At 62.3% G+C, this 21,116-nt stretch carries 20 protein-coding genes; 14 read left to right on the plus strand and 6 right to left on the minus strand.

Annotated elements, in window-relative coordinates:
- Positions 1–44: 44 nt before the first annotated feature.
- The gene (locus tag F6X24_RS13965) at positions 45–800 is read right to left on the minus strand and encodes a TrmH family RNA methyltransferase (protein WP_151088606.1); all 756 of its coding nucleotides are present in this window, start codon (positions 798–800) and stop codon (positions 45–47) included.
- Between F6X24_RS13965 and F6X24_RS13970 the strand changes: the two genes are divergently transcribed.
- The gene (locus F6X24_RS13970; protein WP_151088607.1) at positions 791–3,658 is read left to right on the plus strand and encodes a BamA/TamA family outer membrane protein; all 2,868 of its coding nucleotides are present in this window, start codon (positions 791–793) and stop codon (positions 3,656–3,658) included. The two genes, F6X24_RS13965 and F6X24_RS13970, sit on opposite strands and share 10 nt — an antisense overlap.
- Positions 3,659–3,693: 35 nt before the next feature.
- Entirely contained in the window at positions 3,694–3,936 is a 243-nt protein-coding gene (locus F6X24_RS13975; RefSeq protein WP_151088608.1) for a hypothetical protein, read from the plus strand.
- Between the two features lie 38 nt (positions 3,937–3,974).
- On the opposite strand, the gene F6X24_RS13980 is transcribed toward F6X24_RS13975, so the two are convergent.
- The gene (locus F6X24_RS13980) at positions 3,975–4,376 is read right to left on the minus strand and encodes a hypothetical protein (RefSeq protein ID WP_151088609.1); all 402 of its coding nucleotides are present in this window, start codon (positions 4,374–4,376) and stop codon (positions 3,975–3,977) included.
- Positions 4,377–4,553: 177 nt separating this feature from the next.
- Here F6X24_RS13980 and F6X24_RS13985 point away from each other — a divergent pair, with 177 nt between their 5' ends.
- The 6 genes from F6X24_RS13985 (at position 4,554) to F6X24_RS14005 (ending at position 9,397) form a co-directional block, all read left to right on the plus strand.
- The gene (locus tag F6X24_RS13985; RefSeq protein WP_191906334.1) at positions 4,554–4,910 is read left to right on the plus strand and encodes an Imm51 family immunity protein; all 357 of its coding nucleotides are present in this window, start codon (positions 4,554–4,556) and stop codon (positions 4,908–4,910) included.
- Between the two features lie 168 nt (positions 4,911–5,078).
- Positions 5,079–6,500 carry a glycoside hydrolase family 125 protein gene (locus F6X24_RS13990; RefSeq protein WP_151088611.1) on the plus strand — a complete coding sequence of 474 codons (1,422 nt, stop codon included), beginning with the start codon at positions 5,079–5,081 and terminating at the stop codon, positions 6,498–6,500.
- Between the two features lie 30 nt (positions 6,501–6,530).
- Positions 6,531–6,791: a type II toxin-antitoxin system HicA family toxin gene (locus F6X24_RS13995; protein WP_229725108.1), complete on the plus strand. Its 261-nt coding sequence runs from the start codon at positions 6,531–6,533 to the stop codon at positions 6,789–6,791.
- Positions 6,792–6,810: 19 nt separating this feature from the next.
- Complete coding sequence (locus F6X24_RS14000) at positions 6,811–7,152, plus strand: type II toxin-antitoxin system HicB family antitoxin (protein WP_151088612.1); 342 nt, start codon at positions 6,811–6,813, stop codon at positions 7,150–7,152.
- Between the two features lie 38 nt (positions 7,153–7,190).
- Positions 7,191–7,328: a DUF7710 domain-containing protein gene (locus F6X24_RS19515; protein WP_449405068.1), complete on the plus strand. Its 138-nt coding sequence runs from the start codon at positions 7,191–7,193 to the stop codon at positions 7,326–7,328.
- A 146-nt stretch (positions 7,329–7,474) separates the two neighbouring features.
- On the plus strand, positions 7,475–9,397 hold the full coding sequence (locus F6X24_RS14005) for an AAA domain-containing protein (RefSeq protein ID WP_151088613.1): 1,923 nt from the start codon (positions 7,475–7,477) through the stop codon (positions 9,395–9,397).
- Between the two features lie 104 nt (positions 9,398–9,501).
- On the opposite strand, the gene F6X24_RS14010 is transcribed toward F6X24_RS14005, so the two are convergent.
- Positions 9,502–10,635, minus strand: coding sequence for an SMP-30/gluconolactonase/LRE family protein (locus F6X24_RS14010; protein WP_151088614.1), 1,134 nt, complete (start codon positions 10,633–10,635; stop codon positions 9,502–9,504).
- Positions 10,636–10,830: 195 nt separating this feature from the next.
- On the opposite strand from F6X24_RS14010, the gene F6X24_RS14015 reads away from it, so the two are divergent.
- From F6X24_RS14015 to F6X24_RS14025, 3 genes are all read left to right on the plus strand, one after another.
- On the plus strand, positions 10,831–13,020 hold the full coding sequence (locus F6X24_RS14015; RefSeq protein ID WP_151088615.1) for a catalase: 2,190 nt from the start codon (positions 10,831–10,833) through the stop codon (positions 13,018–13,020).
- Positions 13,021–13,187: 167 nt separating this feature from the next.
- A complete protein-coding gene (locus F6X24_RS14020; protein ID WP_151088616.1) occupies positions 13,188–13,703 on the plus strand; it encodes an FKBP-type peptidyl-prolyl cis-trans isomerase in 516 nt (171 codons plus the stop codon).
- A gap of 100 nt (positions 13,704–13,803) precedes the next feature.
- A complete protein-coding gene (locus F6X24_RS14025) occupies positions 13,804–14,085 on the plus strand; it encodes a SemiSWEET family sugar transporter (RefSeq protein ID WP_151088617.1) in 282 nt (93 codons plus the stop codon).
- A 6-nt stretch (positions 14,086–14,091) separates the two neighbouring features.
- Here the strand turns inward: F6X24_RS14025 and F6X24_RS14030 are convergent, their stop codons facing one another.
- Positions 14,092–14,685, minus strand: coding sequence for an acyl carrier protein phosphodiesterase (locus tag F6X24_RS14030; RefSeq protein WP_151088618.1), 594 nt, complete (start codon positions 14,683–14,685; stop codon positions 14,092–14,094).
- A gap of 131 nt (positions 14,686–14,816) precedes the next feature.
- Between F6X24_RS14030 and F6X24_RS14035 the strand changes: the two genes are divergently transcribed.
- Both F6X24_RS14035 and F6X24_RS14040 read left to right on the plus strand, forming a co-directional pair.
- On the plus strand, positions 14,817–15,329 hold the full coding sequence (locus F6X24_RS14035; RefSeq protein ID WP_151088619.1) for a pyridoxamine 5'-phosphate oxidase family protein: 513 nt from the start codon (positions 14,817–14,819) through the stop codon (positions 15,327–15,329).
- 107 nt (positions 15,330–15,436) lie between these two features.
- A complete protein-coding gene (locus tag F6X24_RS14040; protein ID WP_229725110.1) occupies positions 15,437–16,165 on the plus strand; it encodes a spheroidene monooxygenase in 729 nt (242 codons plus the stop codon).
- Between the two features lie 279 nt (positions 16,166–16,444).
- Here the strand turns inward: F6X24_RS14040 and F6X24_RS14045 are convergent, their stop codons facing one another.
- Positions 16,445–18,088, minus strand: a complete 1,644-nt coding sequence (locus tag F6X24_RS14045; RefSeq protein WP_151088620.1) for a hypothetical protein — start codon at positions 18,086–18,088, stop codon at positions 16,445–16,447.
- Positions 18,089–18,292: 204 nt separating this feature from the next.
- Between F6X24_RS14045 and F6X24_RS14050 the strand changes: the two genes are divergently transcribed.
- Positions 18,293–19,861, plus strand: a complete 1,569-nt coding sequence (locus tag F6X24_RS14050) for a hypothetical protein (RefSeq protein WP_151088621.1) — start codon at positions 18,293–18,295, stop codon at positions 19,859–19,861.
- Positions 19,862–19,933: 72 nt separating this feature from the next.
- Here the strand turns inward: F6X24_RS14050 and F6X24_RS14055 are convergent, their stop codons facing one another.
- Positions 19,934–21,061 (minus strand): DNA topoisomerase IB, encoded by a 1,128-nt coding sequence (locus F6X24_RS14055; protein ID WP_151088622.1) that lies wholly within the window; start codon positions 21,059–21,061, stop codon positions 19,934–19,936.
- Between the last annotated feature and the right edge of the window lie 55 nt (positions 21,062–21,116).

The following is a 21,116-nucleotide window of genomic DNA, read 5'->3' on the forward strand; positions in this document are numbered from 1 at the left end:
GCGGGATGCTTCGCTTGTCGAGGGGCAGCGAAGCACCCGCCGCGCTACACGTTTCGAAAGAAATTATCCAGCAGGATGGCAGCCGATACAGCCACGTTGAGGCTTTCGGCCCGGCCGCTGGGGCCGTGCGGAATGTGCAGCCGACGCGTGAGCCGGGCCCCTACCTCCGGGCTAAGTCCGTGCGACTCGCTGCCCATTACCAGCACGCCGGCCGGCCGCAGCTGGAGCTTATGCACATTATCACCTTTCAGGTCAGCCCCGTACACCGGCACTTCGCCTGGCTGGCTGGCCAGCCAGCCAGCCAGGTCGCGGCCGGGCCACACGGGCACCCGGCCAAAAGCGCCCATGCTGGCGGCCACGGCTTTGGGGTTGAATGGGTCGGCGCAGTTTTCTGATAACACCAGGCCGGGCAGGCCGTACCAGTCGGCCAGGCGCCAGAGGGTGCCGAGGTTACCGGGGTCGGCTACGTTGTCGAGGGCCAGCACCAGGCTATTGACCGGCAGCGCGGCGGGCAGCGGTAGTTCGGGCGGGCGGCGCACTACGGCCAGCGCGGCGGCGTTGGTTTGCAGCGTGCCGAGCTGCGTGAGCTCATCTTCGCTGGCCAGCTGCACCGGCAGGCCAGGGTGGGCACGCAGGTGCTCGGCAAAGGCCGCAGTGGCGAGCAGGTGCTCGACTACCAGACCCGAACCGAGCAGTTCCAGCACGCTTTTCGCGCCTTCGACCAGAAAGGCAGCGTGGCGCTGCCGATATTTGCGCTGGTGTAGCGACCGTACGTATTTGGCGAGGGCTTTTGAAACCATTAGAACAACAAAGTAACGACCGGCCGCGCTTCGGCCCGCGCGCGGTAGCGGCCTGGCTGCTGCCGGGCCTCACGGCCCTGCTGGTGGCAGTGGGCTGCTCGCCCCTGCGCCTGCTGCAGCCCAAGCAGCGCCTGCTCACGCGGGTAGCCGTTGAGAGTGAGGGCCTGAGCCCGGCCCAGCAGGAACGGATGCTTACCCTGGTACAGCAAAAGCCGAACCGCAACCTGCCGCTGCCGAAGCTGGCGATTTATCAGCTAGGTCATTCCTTTTATGATTCGACGCGCATTGAGCGTAAGGTGAAGGGTATTCGGGAAAAATATGCCGCCCGGCTGGCTACCGCCCAGGGCGACTCGGCCCGAACCGGCAAGCTGCTGGCGCGCCGCGACCGCCGCCTAGCCCGCAAGCGCACTGCCCTGGAAAAGGGGAACTCCATCATGCGCCTGGGCGAGCCGCCCGTTATCTACGACCCCACGCTGAGCCGCCGCACGGTAGACCAGCTGGCTACTTACCTGCGTTCGCAGGGTTATTTTCGGGCTACGGTCGGCTTCACCGATTCGGCCCGCTCCAAGCGAACGCTTATTTCCAGCGCCTTACGGGCCGTGGGCCTGCGCAAGCCACAGCGGGCGGCCCCGCTGCGCGACTCGATGGGTGGGCGCCTGCACCGGCTGGTTACGGTAACCTACCTGGTAGCCGAGGGCCAGCAGTTTACGCTCAGCAAGCTCACCCAGAGCATTGCCGACTCGGGGGTGGCGCGAGTGGTAGCCGGGGCGCGGGGCGCCACCCTGCTGCACGCCGGCGGGGCCTACAACGAAGACCTCATCGGCCAGGAGCGGCAGCGCCTGGAAACGCTACTCAAAAACGCGGGCTATTACGACTTCCGGGCCCAGTATATCACCCTGGAAGCCGATACCAGCTTTGAGAAAACCCAGGTGCGGCTGCGCCTGGTCATTGCCAGTCCGCCCGGCGGGCACCGCGCCTATCACCTGCGCCACGTTACGGTGCTTACCGATGTAAGCCAAGCCCGCGGCCTGCGGGCCGCGGCCGGCGACACCACCCGCCGGCTGCGGGGCCGGCAGCTACGCCGGACAGCTGCGCCGGCCGATACCCTCAACGTATCGGGCCGGGCGGCGAACTCACCCACCGGGCGCATCTCAACGGCCAATATACCGGCTGGCGTTACGCCAGCCGCCGTGGCCGACTCGCTGAGCGCGCGCCGGCTGCGCCGGGCGGGGCGGGTGGTAGTGCCGCGCGATACGGTACGCCAGGATTCACTGCTTTTTTCGAGCCGGGGCAAGCTGGCCATTAGTCTGGGTATTCTGGCCCGGCAGATTACCGTGCGGCCCGGCCAGCTCTATAACCAGACCCGCACGCAGCGCACGCAGCGCCAGCTCTCCAACCTCGACATGTTCCGGTTTAATACCGTGAGCTACCGCAAGGTGGCCGACGCGGCCAGCACCGCTGCACCAGCGGCCGACAGCAGCCAGACCCTGACGCCAGACTCACCCTCTTCCCTGCCCGGTGGCATCCGGCCGCCCAGCTACCTCGATGCCGTCATTACGACCTCGCCGAGCCCGCGCTTTTCGGAAACGACCGAATTTGGCGGCACCTACGTGGCCAACCGCGTGGGGCCCTTTGGTAACCTGCGCCTGAAATGGCGCAACCCCTTTGGCGGAGCCGAGGTGCTCGAGCTCAGCGCCCGCGCCGGCCTCGAAGGCCAGCTTACCCAGGTAGGCGACAGCAGTAATGGCCCGGCCACCTACACCGTACAGTACGGGGCGACCGCCGCCCTGGTGCTGCCCCAGTTTCTGGTGCCGTTTCAGTTAGGCAATTTTCTGCGCAACGACCAGCCCCGCACCCGGTTTGCGCTTTCCACCACTTATACCTCAAATAATTACTATACCCGCAGCAATGCCGAGTTTACCTTTGACTACCTCTGGCAGCCCAGCACCTACCAGCAGTATATCTTCACGCCCGTAGACCTGGGCATCGTACGGACGCCCTACGTCAGCAATTTTTACCGGCGGCGCCTCAGCGACCTGCGCACCACGCAGGGCAGCCCCCTGTACCTCTCGTTTCAGTCCATCTATGAGCCAAGCCTCAGCTTTACGTCGCTCTACAATTCCAACGACCTTACCCAGACGCGCAGCGGGCACTACCTGCGCCTGTACGCCGAGGTGGGCGGCCTCACGCGCGACCTCTACCGCCACGAGCAATGGTTTGAGCAAACGGGGCTGGCCGTGTACAACTTCGCCAAGCTAACGGCCGATTACCGCCGCTACTACCGCCTTTCGCCCCAAACCTACTTCGCCTGGCGCCTGAATGGCGGCGTGGCACACGCCCTGACCACCACGCCCGACGCTACCAACGGAGTAATCACAAACCCCTATATTATCCCCTACGACAAGTACCTGTTTGTGGGGGGGTCCAACAGCGTGCGCGCCTGGGCGCCGCGCCGCCTGGGCACCGGCTCCTACGCCACGCGCTTTGCCGACGGCACCCGCGACTACTACACCGAGCAGCCCGGCGAGGTGCTGCTCGAGGGCTCGGCCGAATACCGCTTCCCGGTGTATTCGTTTATCAAAGGGGCGCTGTTTACCGACTTTGGCAACGTCTGGACGCTCCAGCCCGATGCCGCCCGGCCCGGCGCCGAGTTTCTGGTGAATCGGTTTTATAAGCAGTTTGCCGTGGGCTCGGGGTTCGGCATCCGCATGGATTTTACTTTTCTTATCCTGCGCTTCGACATTGCCACCAAGGTGTACGACCCGACCGAGCTGGGGCAGCCCTGGCGCCTGGGCAATGCCCTGCGGCATACCGACAACCAGACCGTAGTGAACGTTGGCCTGGGCTATCCCTTTTAAGCCCTTACTTATTTCGACCAGTTACTTTAGCCTTTATGCACCCGGCCGCCTCCTTACCCGAAACCAAAATTCTTACCTTTCTCTCGGCTGGCGCCGAAGACGAGCCCCAGGGGCCGCCCATTGCGTTTACCCAGGCCGAGATACTGGCTTTTTCCGAGGTTCGGGAGTGGCTGGCCAACGGCTACGAGCTCGACAGCTTTGATAATAAGCTCTCGCCTAAAGACCCTCACCAGGTTATTCTGCTGGTGGTGCTGACCCGCCGGCCCGAGGCCGCCTAGCTTTTCTGCGCCCGGCCCGCCGGGGCTGCTTGTTTCACTTACTCCGCGCTCAGCCACGCGTTGGCCGCGCCCTCGTCTACGAAGCGGGCAACCTGCAGGGGGCTGTCGGGCCGGCCGGCGGCAGCCGCGCCGGGCAGGCTACTCAGGTAGCCGGGCAGCACCAGGAAGCACACCCGCAGCGGCCCGCTCAGCGCCCGCTGCACCTCGGGCAGGAAATGGGTGGTGACCCACTCGGGCCCTTCGAGACTGCGATTGACGCGCCGGCGCGAATCAATAAGCCAGTGCCCACAGTGATAGTGCAGTGCGGCCCGGCGCAGGGCTTCGTAGCCTTCATGCAGCTCCGCCTCGGTAACCGAGTGCAGCCAGCGGCCGGTAAGGTGGCCGAGGTCGGGGCGATAAGCAACGTGCATACTGGTAGTGGAAAACTGGATGGTAGCCATAAACGGAGCCGGGCAATGGACGCTGGCGACGCTAAAGCTACGGAGCCGCCCCGCCACGGATTATCGTACCTGGCTGCTTTTTTAGCGTAAGCTCCCCCGGCCTGCATTGCTACGCAGCTTGTTGGCCCTGTGCAACAGCTGCTTTCAGGCTGAACCCTGGCTCTTACTTCTTGTTCCGTGACTTCCACTTTTCCCTTTAAAATAGCCGCCGCCAAAAACCCGGCCGAGCCGGCGCGCCAGTTTGCCATTCTGGCCGATGTAGCGGGCCTCGATGCGTACTACCAGCTGTTTGAAGATTACGGCTTTGGCGGCGATGGCGCTTCGTGGCGCGAACACATCGAAACTATCATCGAGGAGTTTCGGCCCGACCTGCTCGAGCACCTAGAGTTTGATGAAGACCGCGACACGTTTCTGGTTTATGCCGACAGCCCGGCGGCCCGCGACTTCATGGCCCTGGTGCTGCCTTATTTTGGCGATTTAGGCAAGCTCAAAAAGTACTTTAGCCAGACGGACCCCGGCGACTTCTTTGCCTGAAGTCTGCCAGGTTACCACGAAAGTCCAGCAGGCGCTGAGCCAGCGCTTTACCAAGTAGTAAGCGCCTTACTACTAGTTAATTACGGAAGGCTGCCTGATTTTCTGGCAGTCTTTTTGGCGGCTCAGCCCGGCATTGAGTCGCATCTTTGCCGGCCTCTTCCTGTTGCTATGAAACGTCGAGCTTTTGTGCAGGGCGCTGGCTTGCTGGTGGCCAGTCCTTTTCTGCCTGTCTTTCCCCTACGGGCCTGGGGCGGGCCCAACCTGCCAGTGGTGCGGCCGGCCCCGAGTCAGCGCCGGTTCAGCAGCCAGGCAGTCGAGCAGGCTATCAAGGAGTTTCAGCGCAACGTGCCCGACACTGAGCTCGGCTGGCTTTTCGGCAACTGCTTCCCGAATACCCTCGATACCACTGTGACGCCCGGCACCCGCGCGGGCCGGCCCGATACCTACGTTATCACCGGCGACATCGACGCCATGTGGCTGCGCGACTCCTCGGCCCAGGTGTGGCCCTACCTGGCGCTGATAACCCAGGACGCGCCCCTGCGCCAGCTGGTGGCGGGCGTTATCAACCGCCAGACGCAGTGCATCCTGCAGGACCCGTACGCCAACGCCTTTTACGCCGATAAAACCAGGGTCGGTGAGTGGGCGCACGACCAGACGGCCATGCAGCCGGGCATTCACGAGCGCAAGTGGGAAATCGACTCGCTCTGCTACCCCATTCGCCTGGGCTACCACTACTGGAAGATAACCGGCGACCAGCAGCCCTTCGATGCGCAGTGGCGCGCCGCCATTACCCTGATTGTAAAAACTTTCCGCGAGCAGCAGCGCAAGGCCGGCCCCGGCCCCTACCACTTTCAGCGCCAAACCACCAACGCCCTCGACACCCAGCCGCTCGGCGGCTACGGCTACCCGGTACGGCCGTGCGGGCTCATTGCCTCAGCCTTCCGGCCCAGCGACGACGCCACCCGGCTGCCCTTTCTGGTGCCCGGCAACTTCTTTGCGGTAGCCAGCCTGCGCCAGGCCGCCCTCATGCTCTACGACATTCACCACGAGCAAGCCGGCTACGACGAGCTGATGGCCCTGGCCGACGAGATTGCCGTGGCCCTGCGCCAGCATGCCATCGTAACGCACCCCGACTTCGGCCCGGTGTACGCCTACGAGGTCGATGGCTACGGCAGCCACGCCCTGATGGACGACGCCAACGTGCCCAGCCTGCTCAGCCTGCCCTACCTCGGGGCCATCCCGCTCAACGAGCCTACCTACCAGAACACGCGCCGGCTGGTGCTGTCGGCGGCTAACCCGTTCTTTTACCAGGGCCGGGCGGCCGAGGGCATCGGCGGGCCGCACGTCGGGGCCGACATGATTTGGCCCCTGGCCATCCTCATGCGCGGCCTCACCAGCACCGACGACGCCGAAATCCGGGCCTGCGTGCAGACGCTCAAAACGACCCACGCGGGTACCGGCTATGTGCACGAGTCGTTTCACAAGGACGACCCCGCCAGGTTTACCCGCCCGTGGTTTGCCTGGGCCAATACCCTGTGCGGCGAGTTTTTGTGGAAGGTGTACCAGGAGCGGCCCGCGCTGCTGGGGTAGGAGGCCGTATATTTGGCAACTAATTTTTAGGTGCAGCAGTTTATGTCTCCGCTTGACAAGCTCAAAGCGCGCATTTGTGCTAAGCCTAAGGACTTTACCTGGGATGAGCTGGTAAAGCTGCTGGCAGCCTACGGTTTTGAAGCCCTAACTAAGGGGAAGACGGCAGGTAGCCGGCGGCAGTTTTACAATCGGGCTACCCAGGTGGCTATCAGCTTGCATAAGCCGCATCCCGGCAATGTTCTCAAAGAATATCAGCTCAAGGAAATTATCACTCTTCTCGGCATTTGTTAGGTACTTCTCCCTGCTTCTCATGGAAAACGCACTCGTTTACAAAGGTTACGTCGGCTCGGTGCAGTACAACGCAACCGACGAGGTTTTTCACGGCAAAATTGAGGCTATTACGGACCTCGTTACCTTTGAAGCCGACGCGGCCAAGCAGCTCCGCCCCGAGTTTGAGCAGGCCGTGGACGACTACCTCGCCCTGTGTGCGGCCGTAGGAAAGGAGCCCAGCAAAACATTTACCGGCAGCTTCAACGTGCGCCTCGGGCCGGAGCTGCACCGCAGGGCGGCGCTGGTTTCAACCGGCCGCGGTATCAGCCTCAATCAACTGGTAAGCCAGGCCGTCAGCCAATTCGTGGCGCAGGCGGAGTAGCATAAGAGCAGAATTGTTTTCAGGAAAATCCGCTTGGCATGAGTGCTTATGACTGGGCAATCCAAGAAAAGCTGTTCGAGCCTCGCAAGCCTGAGCATTACGCAACCGGCTTCATTCAGCGCTTCACTACAGCCAGTCAGGAACATTATCATTACGAAGACGGCAGGTTAGCCTGACTTACAGCCGCCGCTTCGGCCACTCATTTCCCCTTTTCGTTGTTACCCCTACAACGAAAATCATTCCCCCGTCTTTTGTCGACCGAAACCATCCTCCCCCCGCCGAGCCCTACGCCATTGAGCAGGAGCTGCGCCGCGTGCAGGCTATGCTCAAGCTGGAGCAACAAGAAGATTTAGAGCAGTTTAAATTAAAAAACGCCAAGGCTACCGTGCAGGAGCGCCAGCAGCGTGGGCTGACCTGGTACCCCGTCACGATTACCAAAGAAGACGTGGGCTTCGGCGGCAAGGTGGTGCTGGAGCTGGAGCGGCCGGCCGGGCAGCAGGGGCTGCACCTGTTTCAGGTGGGCAAGAACGCGGCCTTGTTTGGCAATATTCCGGGCCGCTCGGCCACCGACCGGCCCACGCTCAGCGGTGTCATTACCAGCGTACGGCGCAACAAGCTGCTGCTGGCCACCGCCAAGGAAGACCTGCCCGACTGGGTACTCGAAGGCGGCAAGCTGGGCATCGACCTCACCTTCGACGAGGTGAGCTACCGCGAGATGGACTACGCGCTGGGCAAGGTGATGGGCGCCTACGGCGACCGTCTGGCCGAGCTGCGCGACATTCTGCTCGGGGCCAAGCCCGCCCGCTTCCGGGCCGAGCAGGCCGATGACTTATTCTATCCCAGCCCGCTGAATGAGAGCCAGCTGGCGGCCGTGCGCCACGTGCAGGCCGCCCAGGACGTGGCCATCATTCACGGGCCACCCGGCACCGGCAAAACGACTACGCTGGTGCAGGCCATTCTGGAAACTATCCGGCGCGAGCGGCGCGTGCTGGTGTGCGCGCCCAGCAACACGGCCGTCGATTTATTGACCGAGAAGCTGGCCGAGCGCGGGGTCAACGTCATTCGCATGGGGAATCCCTCACGGGTTTCGGACCTGCTGCTAGAGCACACGCTCGATGCGCAGGTGATGGCCCACAAGCGCTACGGCGAGTTGCGCTCGATGCGCCAGACCGCCGAGCAGTACCGTGATATGGCCGGCAAGCACACCCGGCAGTTTGGCTGGGAAGAGCGCGAGCAGCGCCGCCTGCTCAAGGAAGAAGCCCGCGCCCTGCACCAGGAAGCCGACGGGCTGGAGCGCTATATCACCGAAGACCTGCTCGAACAGGTGCAGGTGATTACCTGCACGCTGGTGGGCGCCTCAAACCGCAACATTCGCCACCTCACCTACGAAACGGTGTTTATCGACGAGGCGGCCCAGGCGCTGGAGCCGGGCTGCTGGATTCCGATTGCCAAGGCCGGCCGCGTGGTGCTGGCCGGCGACCACCAGCAGCTGCCGCCCACCGTGAAGAGCGAAAAAGCGGCCAAGGACGGCCTGCGCGAAACGCTGTTCGAGAAGTGCATCAAGCGCCAGCCCGCCGTGAGCCGGATGCTGACCCTGCAGTACCGGATGCACGAGCAGATTATGCAGTTCAGCTCGGAGCAGTTTTACGAAGGCCGCCTAGTGGCCGCGCCCACCGTGGCCCACAGTGGCCTCGACGCCTACGACATCCGCTTCGCCCCCGACCTGCCGGTGGAGTTTCTCGACACGGCCGGCTTTGGCTTCCAGGAGATTACCATCCCGGAAAGCCGCTCCACGGCTAACCCCGAAGAAGCCGATTTGCTGCTAAAAAGGCTGGCCCAGCTACTGGAGCCCTACGACGCGCCCGACCACGAAAACGACCCGCTCAGCATCGGCGTCATCGCCCCTTACCGCGCCCAGATTAACTACCTCAAGGATGCCGTGGAGGAAAACGACGAACTGAGTGGCTTGCTGCTGCACCGGCAGCTCAGTGTGGGGACCGTGGACTCTTTCCAGGGACAGGAGCGCGATATTATCGCTATATCGCTAACTAGAAGCAACTCGCACGGCGAAATCGGCTTTCTCTCCGACATCCGCCGCATGAACGTGGGCATGACGCGGGCGCGCAAGAAGCTGCTGCTCGTGGGCGACTCCTCCACGCTGGGCGCGCACCCTTTTTACAAGGCGTTTCTCGACTACGTCGAGCGCGTGGGCGGCTACCGCACGGCCTGGGAACTACAGGATTAAGCTATTTCTTAGCTACATACAGAACGTCCTGCTTATCTGGCGTCTGCTTGTCGAAGCAGACGCCAGATAAGCAGGACGTTCTTTTATAAGTCATTAGCAGCCTTTTACTTCAGGTCAATCGCCGACTCGGTGTGCGGGGCGTCCGACTTGGTATTGACGAAGTGCTTGTTGGGGTTGTCGTAGTTGGAAATCAGCAGCTCCTTGCCCTTGAGCAGCACTTCGGCGGGCTGGTCGAGGCGGCCGCCGGCGCCGTTGGTATCGCCGTTGCGCGCCAGGATGGTGTGGGCGTTGGTTTTGAGGTCAACTACGTCAATTGAGTTCAGGCGGGCGCTGGTGATGTAGGCCTTATCGGTCGCGCGGTCGATGACGAAGCCGTCGATGCACGGGATTTTGGGGGCGGCCACCGGCACCAGCTCCTGCTTGTCGTAGCTGCCATCGGGCTTGAGCGACACGCGGTAGAAATTGCCGTCGCCGAATGAACCCGTATAAATGCGGCCCTGGCTGTCGTAGTCGATGCCGTCGGCCCCGTTATCGACGCCGGTTTCGTTGACGGTCGTGGTGAACATGGCCAGCACGTGCGGGTCCTTGGTCTTGGGTTTCAGGTGAATGGGCCCGTGGTTGAGCTGGTCGAGCGTGAAGTACAGGATGGCGCTGCCCTTGTCGTTGTCGGGCAGGTCCCACTGGCTGTCCGTCACGTACAGGGTGTTGCCCTTCCACACCACGCCATTGGCCAGGGCAAAGTTATCAACCACAGTTTCGATGGCGCCGGGCTTGCCGTTGGTCATCCGCACCCGCATCAGGCGCGACTTGAAATCTTTACTGTTTTCGTATTGGTTTTCAGCGTAATATAAATTACCATCCGGGCCAATGGCCAAATCCATCGGGGTGGCCTTTTTGGTAGTCGGCTCCAGCGGCAGGTTGTTGATAAAGGGCTTGTAGCCGGTGCCGGTCAGCTCCACGATGCGGGCCGGATATTTATTATCGGCCATATTCGGGATGGATAAAAACACCCGGCCATCGGGGGCCAGCGCCAGGCCATCGGGGGTATTGAGCGAGTCGGGAAAAGTAGCCACGAGGCGGGGCCTGGCCCCCTGCGTGGCCGTATCGGCCAGTTCGGCCGACTTATCGGTGGCCGCGGCTACGGCTTTTTTTTCGGTTGACTGCTGCGGACCGCAGGCGGACAGCAGGCTAGCGCTCGCCAGCAGAACCGCCGGCAGGCAACGCAATGAGTTACGCATGATAAGAAAAAGGAAATTAGGAGGTAAGCTGCCTGCCTTACGCGCGGCGCCAAGCCGAGGTTATAGCTGCCCGATGCTGCCACAATTACCTCAACCATATACTTTTTAAAGGTATCCGGTTGGCGAGAAGGTCAACTTTAGCGTCGCCAGTACGTTTACGGGAGCACTTAATTTTATCCTGTCATTTCCTTTTCCATGCCCACCAAACCCATCGCCAAGCAAACGCACGAAGACGTAGTTGGCAACCCCAAGACCGACGAGCTGGCCCAGAACCGTGAGGACGGCTACGGGCAGTTCCTGACTACCAACCAGGGCCTGCGGGTCAACGACGACCAGAACCAGCTCAAGGCCGGTGAGCGCGGCCCCTCGCTGCTCGAAGACTTCATCTACCGCGAAAAGATGACCCACTTCGACCACGAGCGCATTCCGGAGCGCGTGGTACACGCCCGCGGCGTGGCGGCTCACGGCTATTTCGAGGCCTATGGCAACGCAACCCACCTGACCCGCGCCGCCTTTTTGCAGCCCGGCGCCGTGACACCTTTATTTACGCGCTTTTCTACGGTAGCCGGCTCGCGCGGCTCTTCCGATTTGGCCCGTGATGTGCGCGGCTTCGCCGTGAAGTTTTATACCGAGGAAGGCGTTTTTGACCTCGTGGGCAATAACATCCCGGTGTTTTTTATTCAGGATGCCATTAAGTTTCCCGATTTTGTGCACGCCGTAAAGCCCGAGCCGCACAACGAGATTCCGCAGGCGGCCTCGGCTCACGATACCTTTTACGACTTTATCTCCATCAATCCCGAAAGCACTCATATGCTGCTCTGGGTGATGTCGGACCGCGCCCTGCCCCGCAGCCTGCGCATGATAGAAGGCTTTGGCGTGCACACTTTTCGCCTGGTGAACGCCGAGGGTAAGAGCCGCTTCGTAAAATTTCACTGGAAGCCGGTGCTGGGTACCCACGCCGTGGCCTGGGAGGAAGCGCAGCAGATTTCGGGTAAAGACCCTGATTTTCACCGTCGCGACCTCTGGAACAACATCGAAGGCGGCGCCTACCCCGAGTGGGAGCTGGGCGTGCAGGTGGTGGAAGAGGAAGACGAGCACAAGTTTGGCTTCGATATTCTGGATGCCACCAAGCTTATTCCCGAAGAGCTGGTGCCGGTGCAGCTTATCGGCAAAATGGTACTTAACCGCAACGTAGACAACTACTTTGCCGAAACTGAGCAGGTGGCTTTTCACCTCGGCCACGTGGTGCCAGGCATCGATTTCAGCAACGACCCGCTGTTGCAGGGCCGCCTGTTTTCGTACACCGATACCCAGCTCAAGCGTCTGGGCGGACCCAATTTTCACGAGATTCCGATTAACCGCTCGCTGGCTCCCGTTCACAACGGGCAGCGCGACGGCCACATGCGCCAGACTATCAACAAGGGCCAGGTAAGCTACGGCCCCAACCTGCTCAACGACAACTTTCCGAAGCAGGCCAAGCAGAGCGAGGGCGGCTTTGTGAGCTACCCCGAGCGCGTAGAAGGCCACAAGATTCGGCTGCGCAGCAAAAGCTTCGTCGACCACTATAGCCAGGCCCGCCTGTTCTGGAACAGCCAGACTGAGGTAGAGAAAGCGCACATCGTCAAGGCCCTGCGCTTCGAGCTGGGCCACGTGCAGAAGCTGGAAGTACGCAGCCGCACGCTCATGCAGCTGGCGCAGGTGGCGGCCGAGCTGGCCAGCCGCGTAGCCCAAGGGCTGGGCATGGAAGTGCCCTCGGCCAAAGGCGTGCAGCTCAACCTGCAAGTGCCCGCCGATGGCAAAGCCGCCGACTATCAGTCGGGCCCGGTGACAGACGCCAAAGCCTCTTCCCCTGCCCTGAGCATGGCGCCCGACAGCAAAATAAACGCGGGCAAGGGCAGTATTAAAACCCGGCAGATTGCCATTCTGGCCACCGACGGGGCCGATGTGGCGGCCATCGCGGAGCTGATGAAGACGCTGATGGATGGCGGCGCGCAAACCCACATTATTGCCACCCATCAGGGCTCACTGAAAGGCAAAGACGGCCAGAATCTGCTGATAAACTGGACGTTCCAGGACACGTCTTCCGCCCTGTATGATGCCGTGTACGTGGCTGGCGGCGAACATAGCGTAAATACTATAAAGCAGGACACCGACGCCGTGCGCTTCGTCAACGAAGCTTACCGCCACTGCAAGCCCATCGCGGCCTCGGCCGAGGGCGTGGACCTGCTGAAGGCCGCCGCTTACCCCGGCGCAACCGACATTATCGGGGCCGAGGGCGTTATTACCAGCACCGATACTAAGGTGGCCGAGCTGGCGAAGCAATTTAGCCAGGCTATTGCCCGGCACCGCTTCTGGAACCGCGAGCTGAAGGCCATGCCGGCTTAGAAAGCTCCGCCTTAAATAACCAGCCTCCCCCGTTTCACGTTGAGTGAGGCGGGGGAATTTTTTAGCCGGTTTGGGTAAAAAACGGTAGCTGAGCCAGCAATGGCCTGTTTTTAGGCCGGGTGCCAGCCGCTACCCTACCTTTACGTTCCCCTTAACCCACCCCTTTTATGGCCGCCATTGCCCAAAACTCCGTCGTAACCCTAACCTACGACCTCTCCGTAACCGACGAAAACCAACAGAAAGTACTGGTTGAGCAGGCCGAGGCCGACGAGCCGATGGTTTTCCTGTTTGGCCACAGCGGCCTGCCCGAAGAGTTTGAGCGTCAGCTAGACGGCAAAAGCGCCGGCGACTCCTTCTCCTTCTCGCTCACGCCCGAGCAGGCGTATGGCGACTACGACCAGCAGGCCGTAGTAGAAATTCCGAAGCAGGTATTTGAAATTGACGGCAAGCTCGACGACCAGATGCTGCAAGTGGGCAACTACCTGCCCATGGCCGACAACGAGGGCCACCACATGCAAGCCAAAGTAGTCGAAATCGGCGACGAGCAGGTGACCATGGACTTCAACCATCCGCTGGCCGGCATGGTCATGCACTTCGATGGCAAAGTTCAGGATGTGCGCGCCGCCACCGCCGAAGAGCTGGCCCACGGCCACGTGCACGGCGAAGGCGGCCACCAGCACTAAAAGAAGTAAAAACCGGAAGCAAAACAGGAGCGGTATGCCAGGGGCAAGCTGCTCCTGTTTTAGGTATAGATGAGTGATTTTAAGTGTACTTTCGTCGCCTATGACGATTGTTACCCTTGTTGGCAGCGTAGCTGCTATGCTTACTACCGTGGCCTATGTGCCGCAGGCTTACCAAACCATCAAAACCCGCGATACGAGTGCGCTTTCGCTGCCCACTTTCCTGCTGCTGTTTGTGGGCACCTGCCTCTGGGGCACCTACGCGGTGCTTATCCACGATATCCCGATTTTGATGACCAACCTCATTTCGGGCGGCCTAGCCACCATCATCCTGTATATCAAGCTGACTGCCAAGCCCGCCGATGTGCGGCGTGCCGCGCCATAGGGAGCGCTACGCCAACCCGGCTACGTAGGCCTGCAGCTGCGGAAAAAACTCCCGAAAATCGGCCTCATAGGCGGCGTAGTGCTGGTGCAGCTCCCCGGTGGCCGTGTCCATGCCAGAGCCGGGCGAAGCCCGGCGGCTCAGGCCCTGTAGGGCCCGGCCGATACCCGCCGTTTCGGCATAGTGCAGCAGCCAGTTGTGCTGCACCATATGGGGAAAAAAGCGCTGCACCGGGGCCGGAAACTCCGGTAGCCGCGCTTCCAGCAGCGCATACACACGCTGCGAGAAGGCGGGCAGGCTTTCGGCCGAAAAGCTGGTAAAGCTGCGCGCTAGAAAGTGGTCCATAAACACATCAGACACAACGCCGGCGTACTTGCCCAGGCCGGCCACGCGCAACCGGGCGGTGCCGCGCCGCACCACCGGGTGCTGGTCGGTAAACGCATCGATGGCGCGGTGCGCCCGAATACCGGCCTGCACGGTGGCCGGGTAGCACTCCAGCCGGCGGCCGGGCACCGAATCGGCAATAAACTGGCCCACCAGCCCGTCGGCGTAGGCCGGGGCAGCGGGCGAGCCGGCCAGAAAGAGGTGCGCCAGAAAATTCATAAGCAAAGGCAAAAAAGCGGCCGCCAGCCGCGTACTTATCCTAACCGGGAAACCAGAAGCGGGTTCGGCCGTAAGCTAGCTCCACAACCGGCCGCCGGCCGGTTGTAGTTTCCTCCTAATTTCCTTTTCCCATGTCCGATAAGAAAACCCCGGTCACCCACGACCTCCAGAAGCTTTTTGAAAAAATCAAGGATGTGCGCATTGCCATGCTTACTACCTTCGACGAGCAGCACGCCTTGCACAGCCGCCCCATGGCTACCATCAAGCCCGAGGCCGATGGCTCGCTGCTTTTCTTTACCGATAAGGAGTCGGCGAAGGTGTACGAGGTTAAAAAAGACAATCAGGTAAACCTGAGCTATTCGGACCCCAGCGCCAATACCTACGCGTCGATTTCGGGCCGGGCCAGCGCCTACCGCGACGAGGCCAAGATTGCCGAGCTGTGGACTGAGCCCATGCGCGGCTGGTTTCCCAAGGGCAAAGACGACCCCAACATTATGATTCTCAAGGTAGATATAGACAAAGCTGAATATTGGGACTCGCCCAGCAGCTTGCTCGTGCAGGCCTACGCCTACGCCCGCGCCGTGGTAACCGGCCAGCGTAGTAAGGATGACGACGTAAACGAGCACGCCCAGGTGCAGCGCTAGCCCCCGAAAAGCTGCCTTAAAGCGATTTTTAGCCAGTCAGCTTTGCTACGAATCAGTGCCTTCTATTGGTTTTTTAGTAAAAGGCTGGAAGCAATTCCGGCCTTTTTTTGTGGCTGCCTGTTATCCTGCTCATGCTGACTACGCTCACGCTGTTTACTCTCCGGCCCGGAGCCGGCGTGGCCCGCTGGGCGCTGGCCCAAATGGCCACGGCACCGCGCCAGCTACAGCAGGTAGCGGGCCTGCGCTTTTTTCAGCTGCTGGGCAGCGGGGCGGCCAATGGGTTTGGCTTCTGGCCCAACCTGCGCCGCTACGGCCTGCTGGCTACCTGGCAGCGGGCCGAAGACGCCGCCGCTTTCTTCGCGGGCCACCCGGTATGGGCCGCCTACGCGCAGCGCAGCGCCGAAATATGGACCGCTGAGCTGGCCCCGCTGCAAGCCCATGGCGCCTGGGACGGCCTCAACCCATTTGACTACGCCCCAGCCGCCGGGGCTGGCCGGGCCGAAGCTGAGGAGCCGGTGGCCGTACTCACGCGGGCCAGTATCCGGCTGCGGCGGGCCCCGCGCTTCTGGCGCTACGTCGAGCCCACGAGCCGGGCGCTGGCCGGGGCCGAAGGCCTGCGGCTGGCTATCGGGCTGGGCGAGCTGCCGCTGGTGCGCCAGGCCACCTTCAGCGTCTGGGAGTCGGCGGCGGCGATGCAGCAGTACGCCTACCGCAATGCGCGCCACCGCGAGGTTATTCAGCTCACGCGCCGCGAGGGCTGGTACAGCGAGGAGCTATTCGCCCGTTTTCGGGTGCTAAGCAGTTACGGCACTATAGACGGGAAGAATCCTTTGTAGTCTATTTTTTAACGCCCATAAGCCCATCGCAAAAGCCGGTTGTCCTTGCGAGCGCAGCGCGGCAATCGACCTGAACGACTCGCTCAGGTGTCGTGCGCGGTGCGATTGCTGCGCGTTACTCGCAAAGACAAATTATTTTTTTAACATTAATAAAATAAAATATATTAAATTATTAATAATATACTTTACTTTACAACTCGTAGAGGCCTATTTTCCTTCTTTCAACCCTACAACTGAACAGCAGGCCCAATTGTGGCGGGCGGCGGCAAGTTTGGCGTATTACTCCCCTCTGCTTTCTACCCTATTACCCAGGCGCAGGCGATACTGGCTGCCTAGCCACTCGGCGGCGGTGCCGGGTGCTGCCACCGCAGGGGCGGGCAGCACCCGCACAGTGTGGCCTACCTGCACGAGGTCGTCGGGGCCGGAATAAACGCTGATTCCATCCGCGTTGGGCACCAGGATATCTTCCTGCAAAAACACATTGCGGCCCGCGCCCCCGTACAGATGCACGGCAAAGCCGGGGGCCAGGCGCCCGCGCAGGTTAAACTCATCTTTGCCCCCTAAGCCGTAGACAGACAGGCGCGTAGTACGCCGCACGTCGTAGTGCTGCTCGCCGAGCAGGCTGTCGGGCCGGGTGGGGCTGCGGGCAAAAACGCGCAGCCGCAGGCGGCCGGGGCCTTCGGCCAGCAGCTCAAACCGCTCGGGGGCGTCGGTGCCGGTGACAACTGCTGCCTGCTGCAACACCTCGAAGTAGCGCCGGGCCACGGCGGGCAAAGCGTCGCGGCGGGCGCGCAGGGCGGGCAGCAGCTCCTGCGTCATGCGCGCCCGCACTTCGGGCGGGGTGGCCTGCATGGCCTGGGCAAGCACCTCATCGGTCAGGAGCCGGCGCAGCGAGTCGGCTTCGGCCACGAAGGCCTGTTCGGGCAGCAGCGCCAGGGCCGTGTGGTCGAGGGCCCGCGCCGTGGTAGTAAGCGGCTCCACATCGGCCGGCAGCAAATGTGAGTTAAACGTTTGGTAGCGAGGGCGCACCCACGAGATAAGGCGCGTCAGCCAGCCATCATCAAACCGAAAAAACGCCTGGTCGCGGTCGCGCGGCACGGGCCGGAACTCCGTGCGCCCACCCGCTCCCGAAAGCGCCGCCCAACGCCACTGGTCGGCGCGGCGGCTCCAGTCGCCGAGCAGCAGGTCGAGCAGCCGGGCCCGCAGGTAAGCCGTAGGTTTCAGGCTGGCCTGCGGCGAGTGCAGGGCCTCGGCCAGCATGGCCTCAGAGCTGATGATGCGCTGCGCCGCCCCGAAGCCGGGCGCCGGGCGCTGGTTGTGGCTGGGGCGCTCCTCAAGCAGATACAGGGCCGGGCGAAACTGCCGGGCCCAGCTGCCAAGCGCGGAATCGGGCAGCAGATACACCAGGCGCGGATTGGTATGGTAGATGCCGCCGGCCTGGGCGAGCCGGGCGGCCACGTAGGCTCCATAGGGCGGCGCGGCGCAGGTCTGGTCGCGCAGTACGGGGCCAATCAGCCAGTCGAGCCCGGCAGCAGATATACTACGGCTCAGGTCTTTATCAACCGAGCGTAGCACAAATAAGCGGCCGTCGGGCGTGCGCAGGTGCAGCGTATTGGTCTGGAAGCTGCCGCCGCTGCTCAGGGGCAGCAACCCCGCGCGGCCCAGCCGCAGCACCGGCGCGCTCACCGGTATTGCCCACAGGCCGCGGTAGTGCCGGCCCCACAGGTGCTGCCACCACCAGCCGCGCCGGGCATAGTGCGCCCCGGCCGCCACCCGCACCACACTCGAATCGGCATTAAAAACCGGGCCGGCCTCGCGGGCGGCGGGCGGCGTGGGGGCGCCGCAGCCCGCCAGCAGCCCACTTACCAGTAATACTGCCCAGCCGCTTTTTAGTAGCTTAACCTGTGGCTTACTTCCAAACACCTGCACAACAACGGCTTCTGATACTTAATTGCTAGTCTTTGGTACTCGAACAGCGCACGCATCCTAAAGTTGCCCGTATAGCGTATGAGCCGGCCCACGGGTTGTCGGTAGCAGCAGCTAAGCGCGGCTTATCTTTTCCAGTTCAGCTACGTTATAGGCGGCTGGGCAGCAGCGGCTGCCGCACACCCGTTATTCTGGCTCATCTTGCGCTCCATTACCTTTTTGTTATTATCCGGTGGCTTGACGCTGGGCCTGACTACGGGCTGCGCGCGCCGCAATTTTTACCAGTCCGACGCCCGGCTGCCCGCTACCACCCCGGCCGGGGCCGACAGCGTGTGGGCCACGGCTGGCCGCCAATACAACCGGCACGGCTGGCTCTATGGGCTGCTGCTTGGCCCCCACCACCGGGCCGTGTGGGCCGCCCCTGTGCGCGTGCCCGTGCTGCGCCTGGCCACGGCCGAGCCGGCGGCGGGGCCGCTTACGCCCACCAAGCTGGGGGGCGGCTTTCAGAGCACCAGCCTTACGCTGCACGCAGCCGATGACCGGCCCTACGTGCTGCGCTCGCTCGATAAGGATCCCTCCCACATTCTACCCTTTTTTTTGCGAAAGCTCTTCACCGCCAACTTTATACGCGACTGCACCTCGGCCGGTAATCCCTACGGGGCGCTGGTGGTAGCGCCGCTGGCCCAGGCACTGGGGGTGCCGCACGCCCACCCGCGCCTCTTTTATGTACCTGCCGATGCCGCCGACCTGGGCTCGGCGGAAGCCAACGAGCGCCTGCGGGGCAAGCTGGCCTTGCTCGAAGAAAAATACGATGGAGAAAAAGTGCGCTCGCCCCTGGTGCCGCAGGCGCGCAAGTTTGTCGACGATGAGCAGATGCGCAAGCGACTGTACGCCGACCCGCGCAACCGCCCCGACCAGCCGGCCCTGCTGCGGGCCCGCCTGCTCGATGTGCTTATCGGCGACTGGGACCGCCACGCCGGCCAGTGGCAGTGGGCCGAAATGCCCGACCCCGCCCGGCCCGGTGGCAAGCTGTTTGCTCCCGTACCCAAAGACCGCGACCAGGCTTTTTTCCGGATTTCGGATGGCTTGGTGCCCTGGGCGATGACGCGCAGGTTTGCCGTGCGGCACTTCGTGACCTTCAAGCGAAAATTTCACGATATCCCGGCCCTCACCGGCCAGGGCCGCTACGTCGACCAGCGGGCGCTTAACCTGCTCAGCCGCCGCGATTTTATGGCAGGAGCCCACTACGTACAAGCCCGGCTGCCCGACTCTACCCTGGCCAGGGCCGTGCGCTGCCTGCCCCCGGCCGTGTATCAGCTCGAAGGCCCGCGCCTGCTGGGCGACCTGCAGGCCCGCCGCGATAACCTGCCCGGCGTTGCCAAAAAATACTACGAGCTGAAGGCCCGGCGCCCCGTGGTGGCCGGTACCGAGCAGCCCGACCATTTTGTGGTGGCCCGCACCCCCGACTCCACCACCGTGCGCGTGTACAACGCCAGCCTGGGGGCCGACTCGCTGTTCTACCAGCGCACGTTTTACGCCCGCGAAACCAAGCGCCTGACGCTGGAAGGCTTGGGCGGCAATGATAGGTTTGAGCTGAGTGGCCACGGCCTGAAAATCGTTATCCACGCCGGAGCGGGCCAGGATGTGCTGCGCGCCACTTCCCGCCGCCGCCTGCGCTACGAGCCCGACTCGAACGGGACGCTCAACAAACCTGAGCCCACGAAAAAAAACGAGCGCTTCGAAAACTACGACCGGCTCAAGGATGAATAACTTTTACTGGTTAATACCTACTGATAAGTGGAAGAGCATTAATCAGTAACCAGTAGAAAATTAACCAATTAACTACACTTCCGCCAGCATTTCCAGCACCAGGTGCTCGGTGGGCGATAGCTCGTCGCGGTCGTGCGGGTCGGCATCGTGGCGGCGCAGGTACTCGATGAGCCGGCCCGACTTAAACAGCTCGGTTACCTGCGGATGAATATAGTATTTCGAGCATACTGTGGGCGTATTGCCCAGGTTGGCGGCTACTTCTTTGGTGGCCTGCCGGATGGCTTTGTCGGGGGCCAGCTCCGCGTCACTGTTCAGCACGCTTTCCAGGCACTGCACCATTTTCACGGTGCCGCCCCAGGTGCGAAAGTCCTTGGCCGACAGCGCAATTCCGGTGTGCCGGTGCAAGTAGTCATTTACGTGCCCCGACTCCAGCGGGTGGCGCTGGCCATCGGCTCCGTAGAACTGAAACAAGTGCTGGCCCGGAATCTCCTTGCACTTGCGCACCAGCTGCGCCAGCTTGCGGTCGTGAATGGTTACGTCATGGGCCACCCCTTTTTTGCCCACGAACGAAAAGCGCACGTCGGCGCCCTCAATCGTGGCGTGCTTGTCGAGCAGCGTGGTGAGGCCGTAGCTCTTGTTTTTCTTGGCATACTCCTCATTGCCAACCCGTATAAACGACTGGTCCATGAGCAGGAGCGCCAGCGCCACTACTTTATCGCGGTCGAGCCCCGGCCGGGCCAGGTCTTTGCGCAGCTGGCGGCGCAGCTCGCCCAGCTTCTGGCCAAAAGCCAGCAGCCGCGAAAACTTCGTCAGGGAGCGGGCCGCCTCCCAGGCGGGGTGGTAGCGGTATTGCTTGCGGCCCGCTTCGTCGTGGCCCGTCACCTGCAGGTGCCAGGTAGCGCTGGGCGCAATCCAGACATCAGTCCACGCCGGCGGAATCACGAAGCTGCGGATGCGGTCCAGTATTTTTTCATCCGCTATTAGCTCGCCTTTCGCGTTGAGATAGATAAAGTTGCCATCGCCGTCAGTGGTGCGCCGCAGGCCCGGGCCGGCATCGGTGGCATAGCGCAGGCCGGCTAGCTCGGCCTGGCGGGCCGGGTCTTTATAAAGCTCATGCGCGGCCAGCTCGGGCAGGGGCGGCAACTGCTTTTTACGGGTTTTAGCACGCAGAGGCGCTGGGTGGGTGGGAGGCGTAGACATAAAAGCGCAGGGTATCGCTGCGTTCTACGCAAGCTGGGCAAGAAGGGCGACGAGG

It is taken from the genome of Hymenobacter baengnokdamensis (assembly GCF_008728635.1).
GTDB lineage: Bacteria > Bacteroidota > Bacteroidia > Cytophagales > Hymenobacteraceae > Hymenobacter > Hymenobacter baengnokdamensis.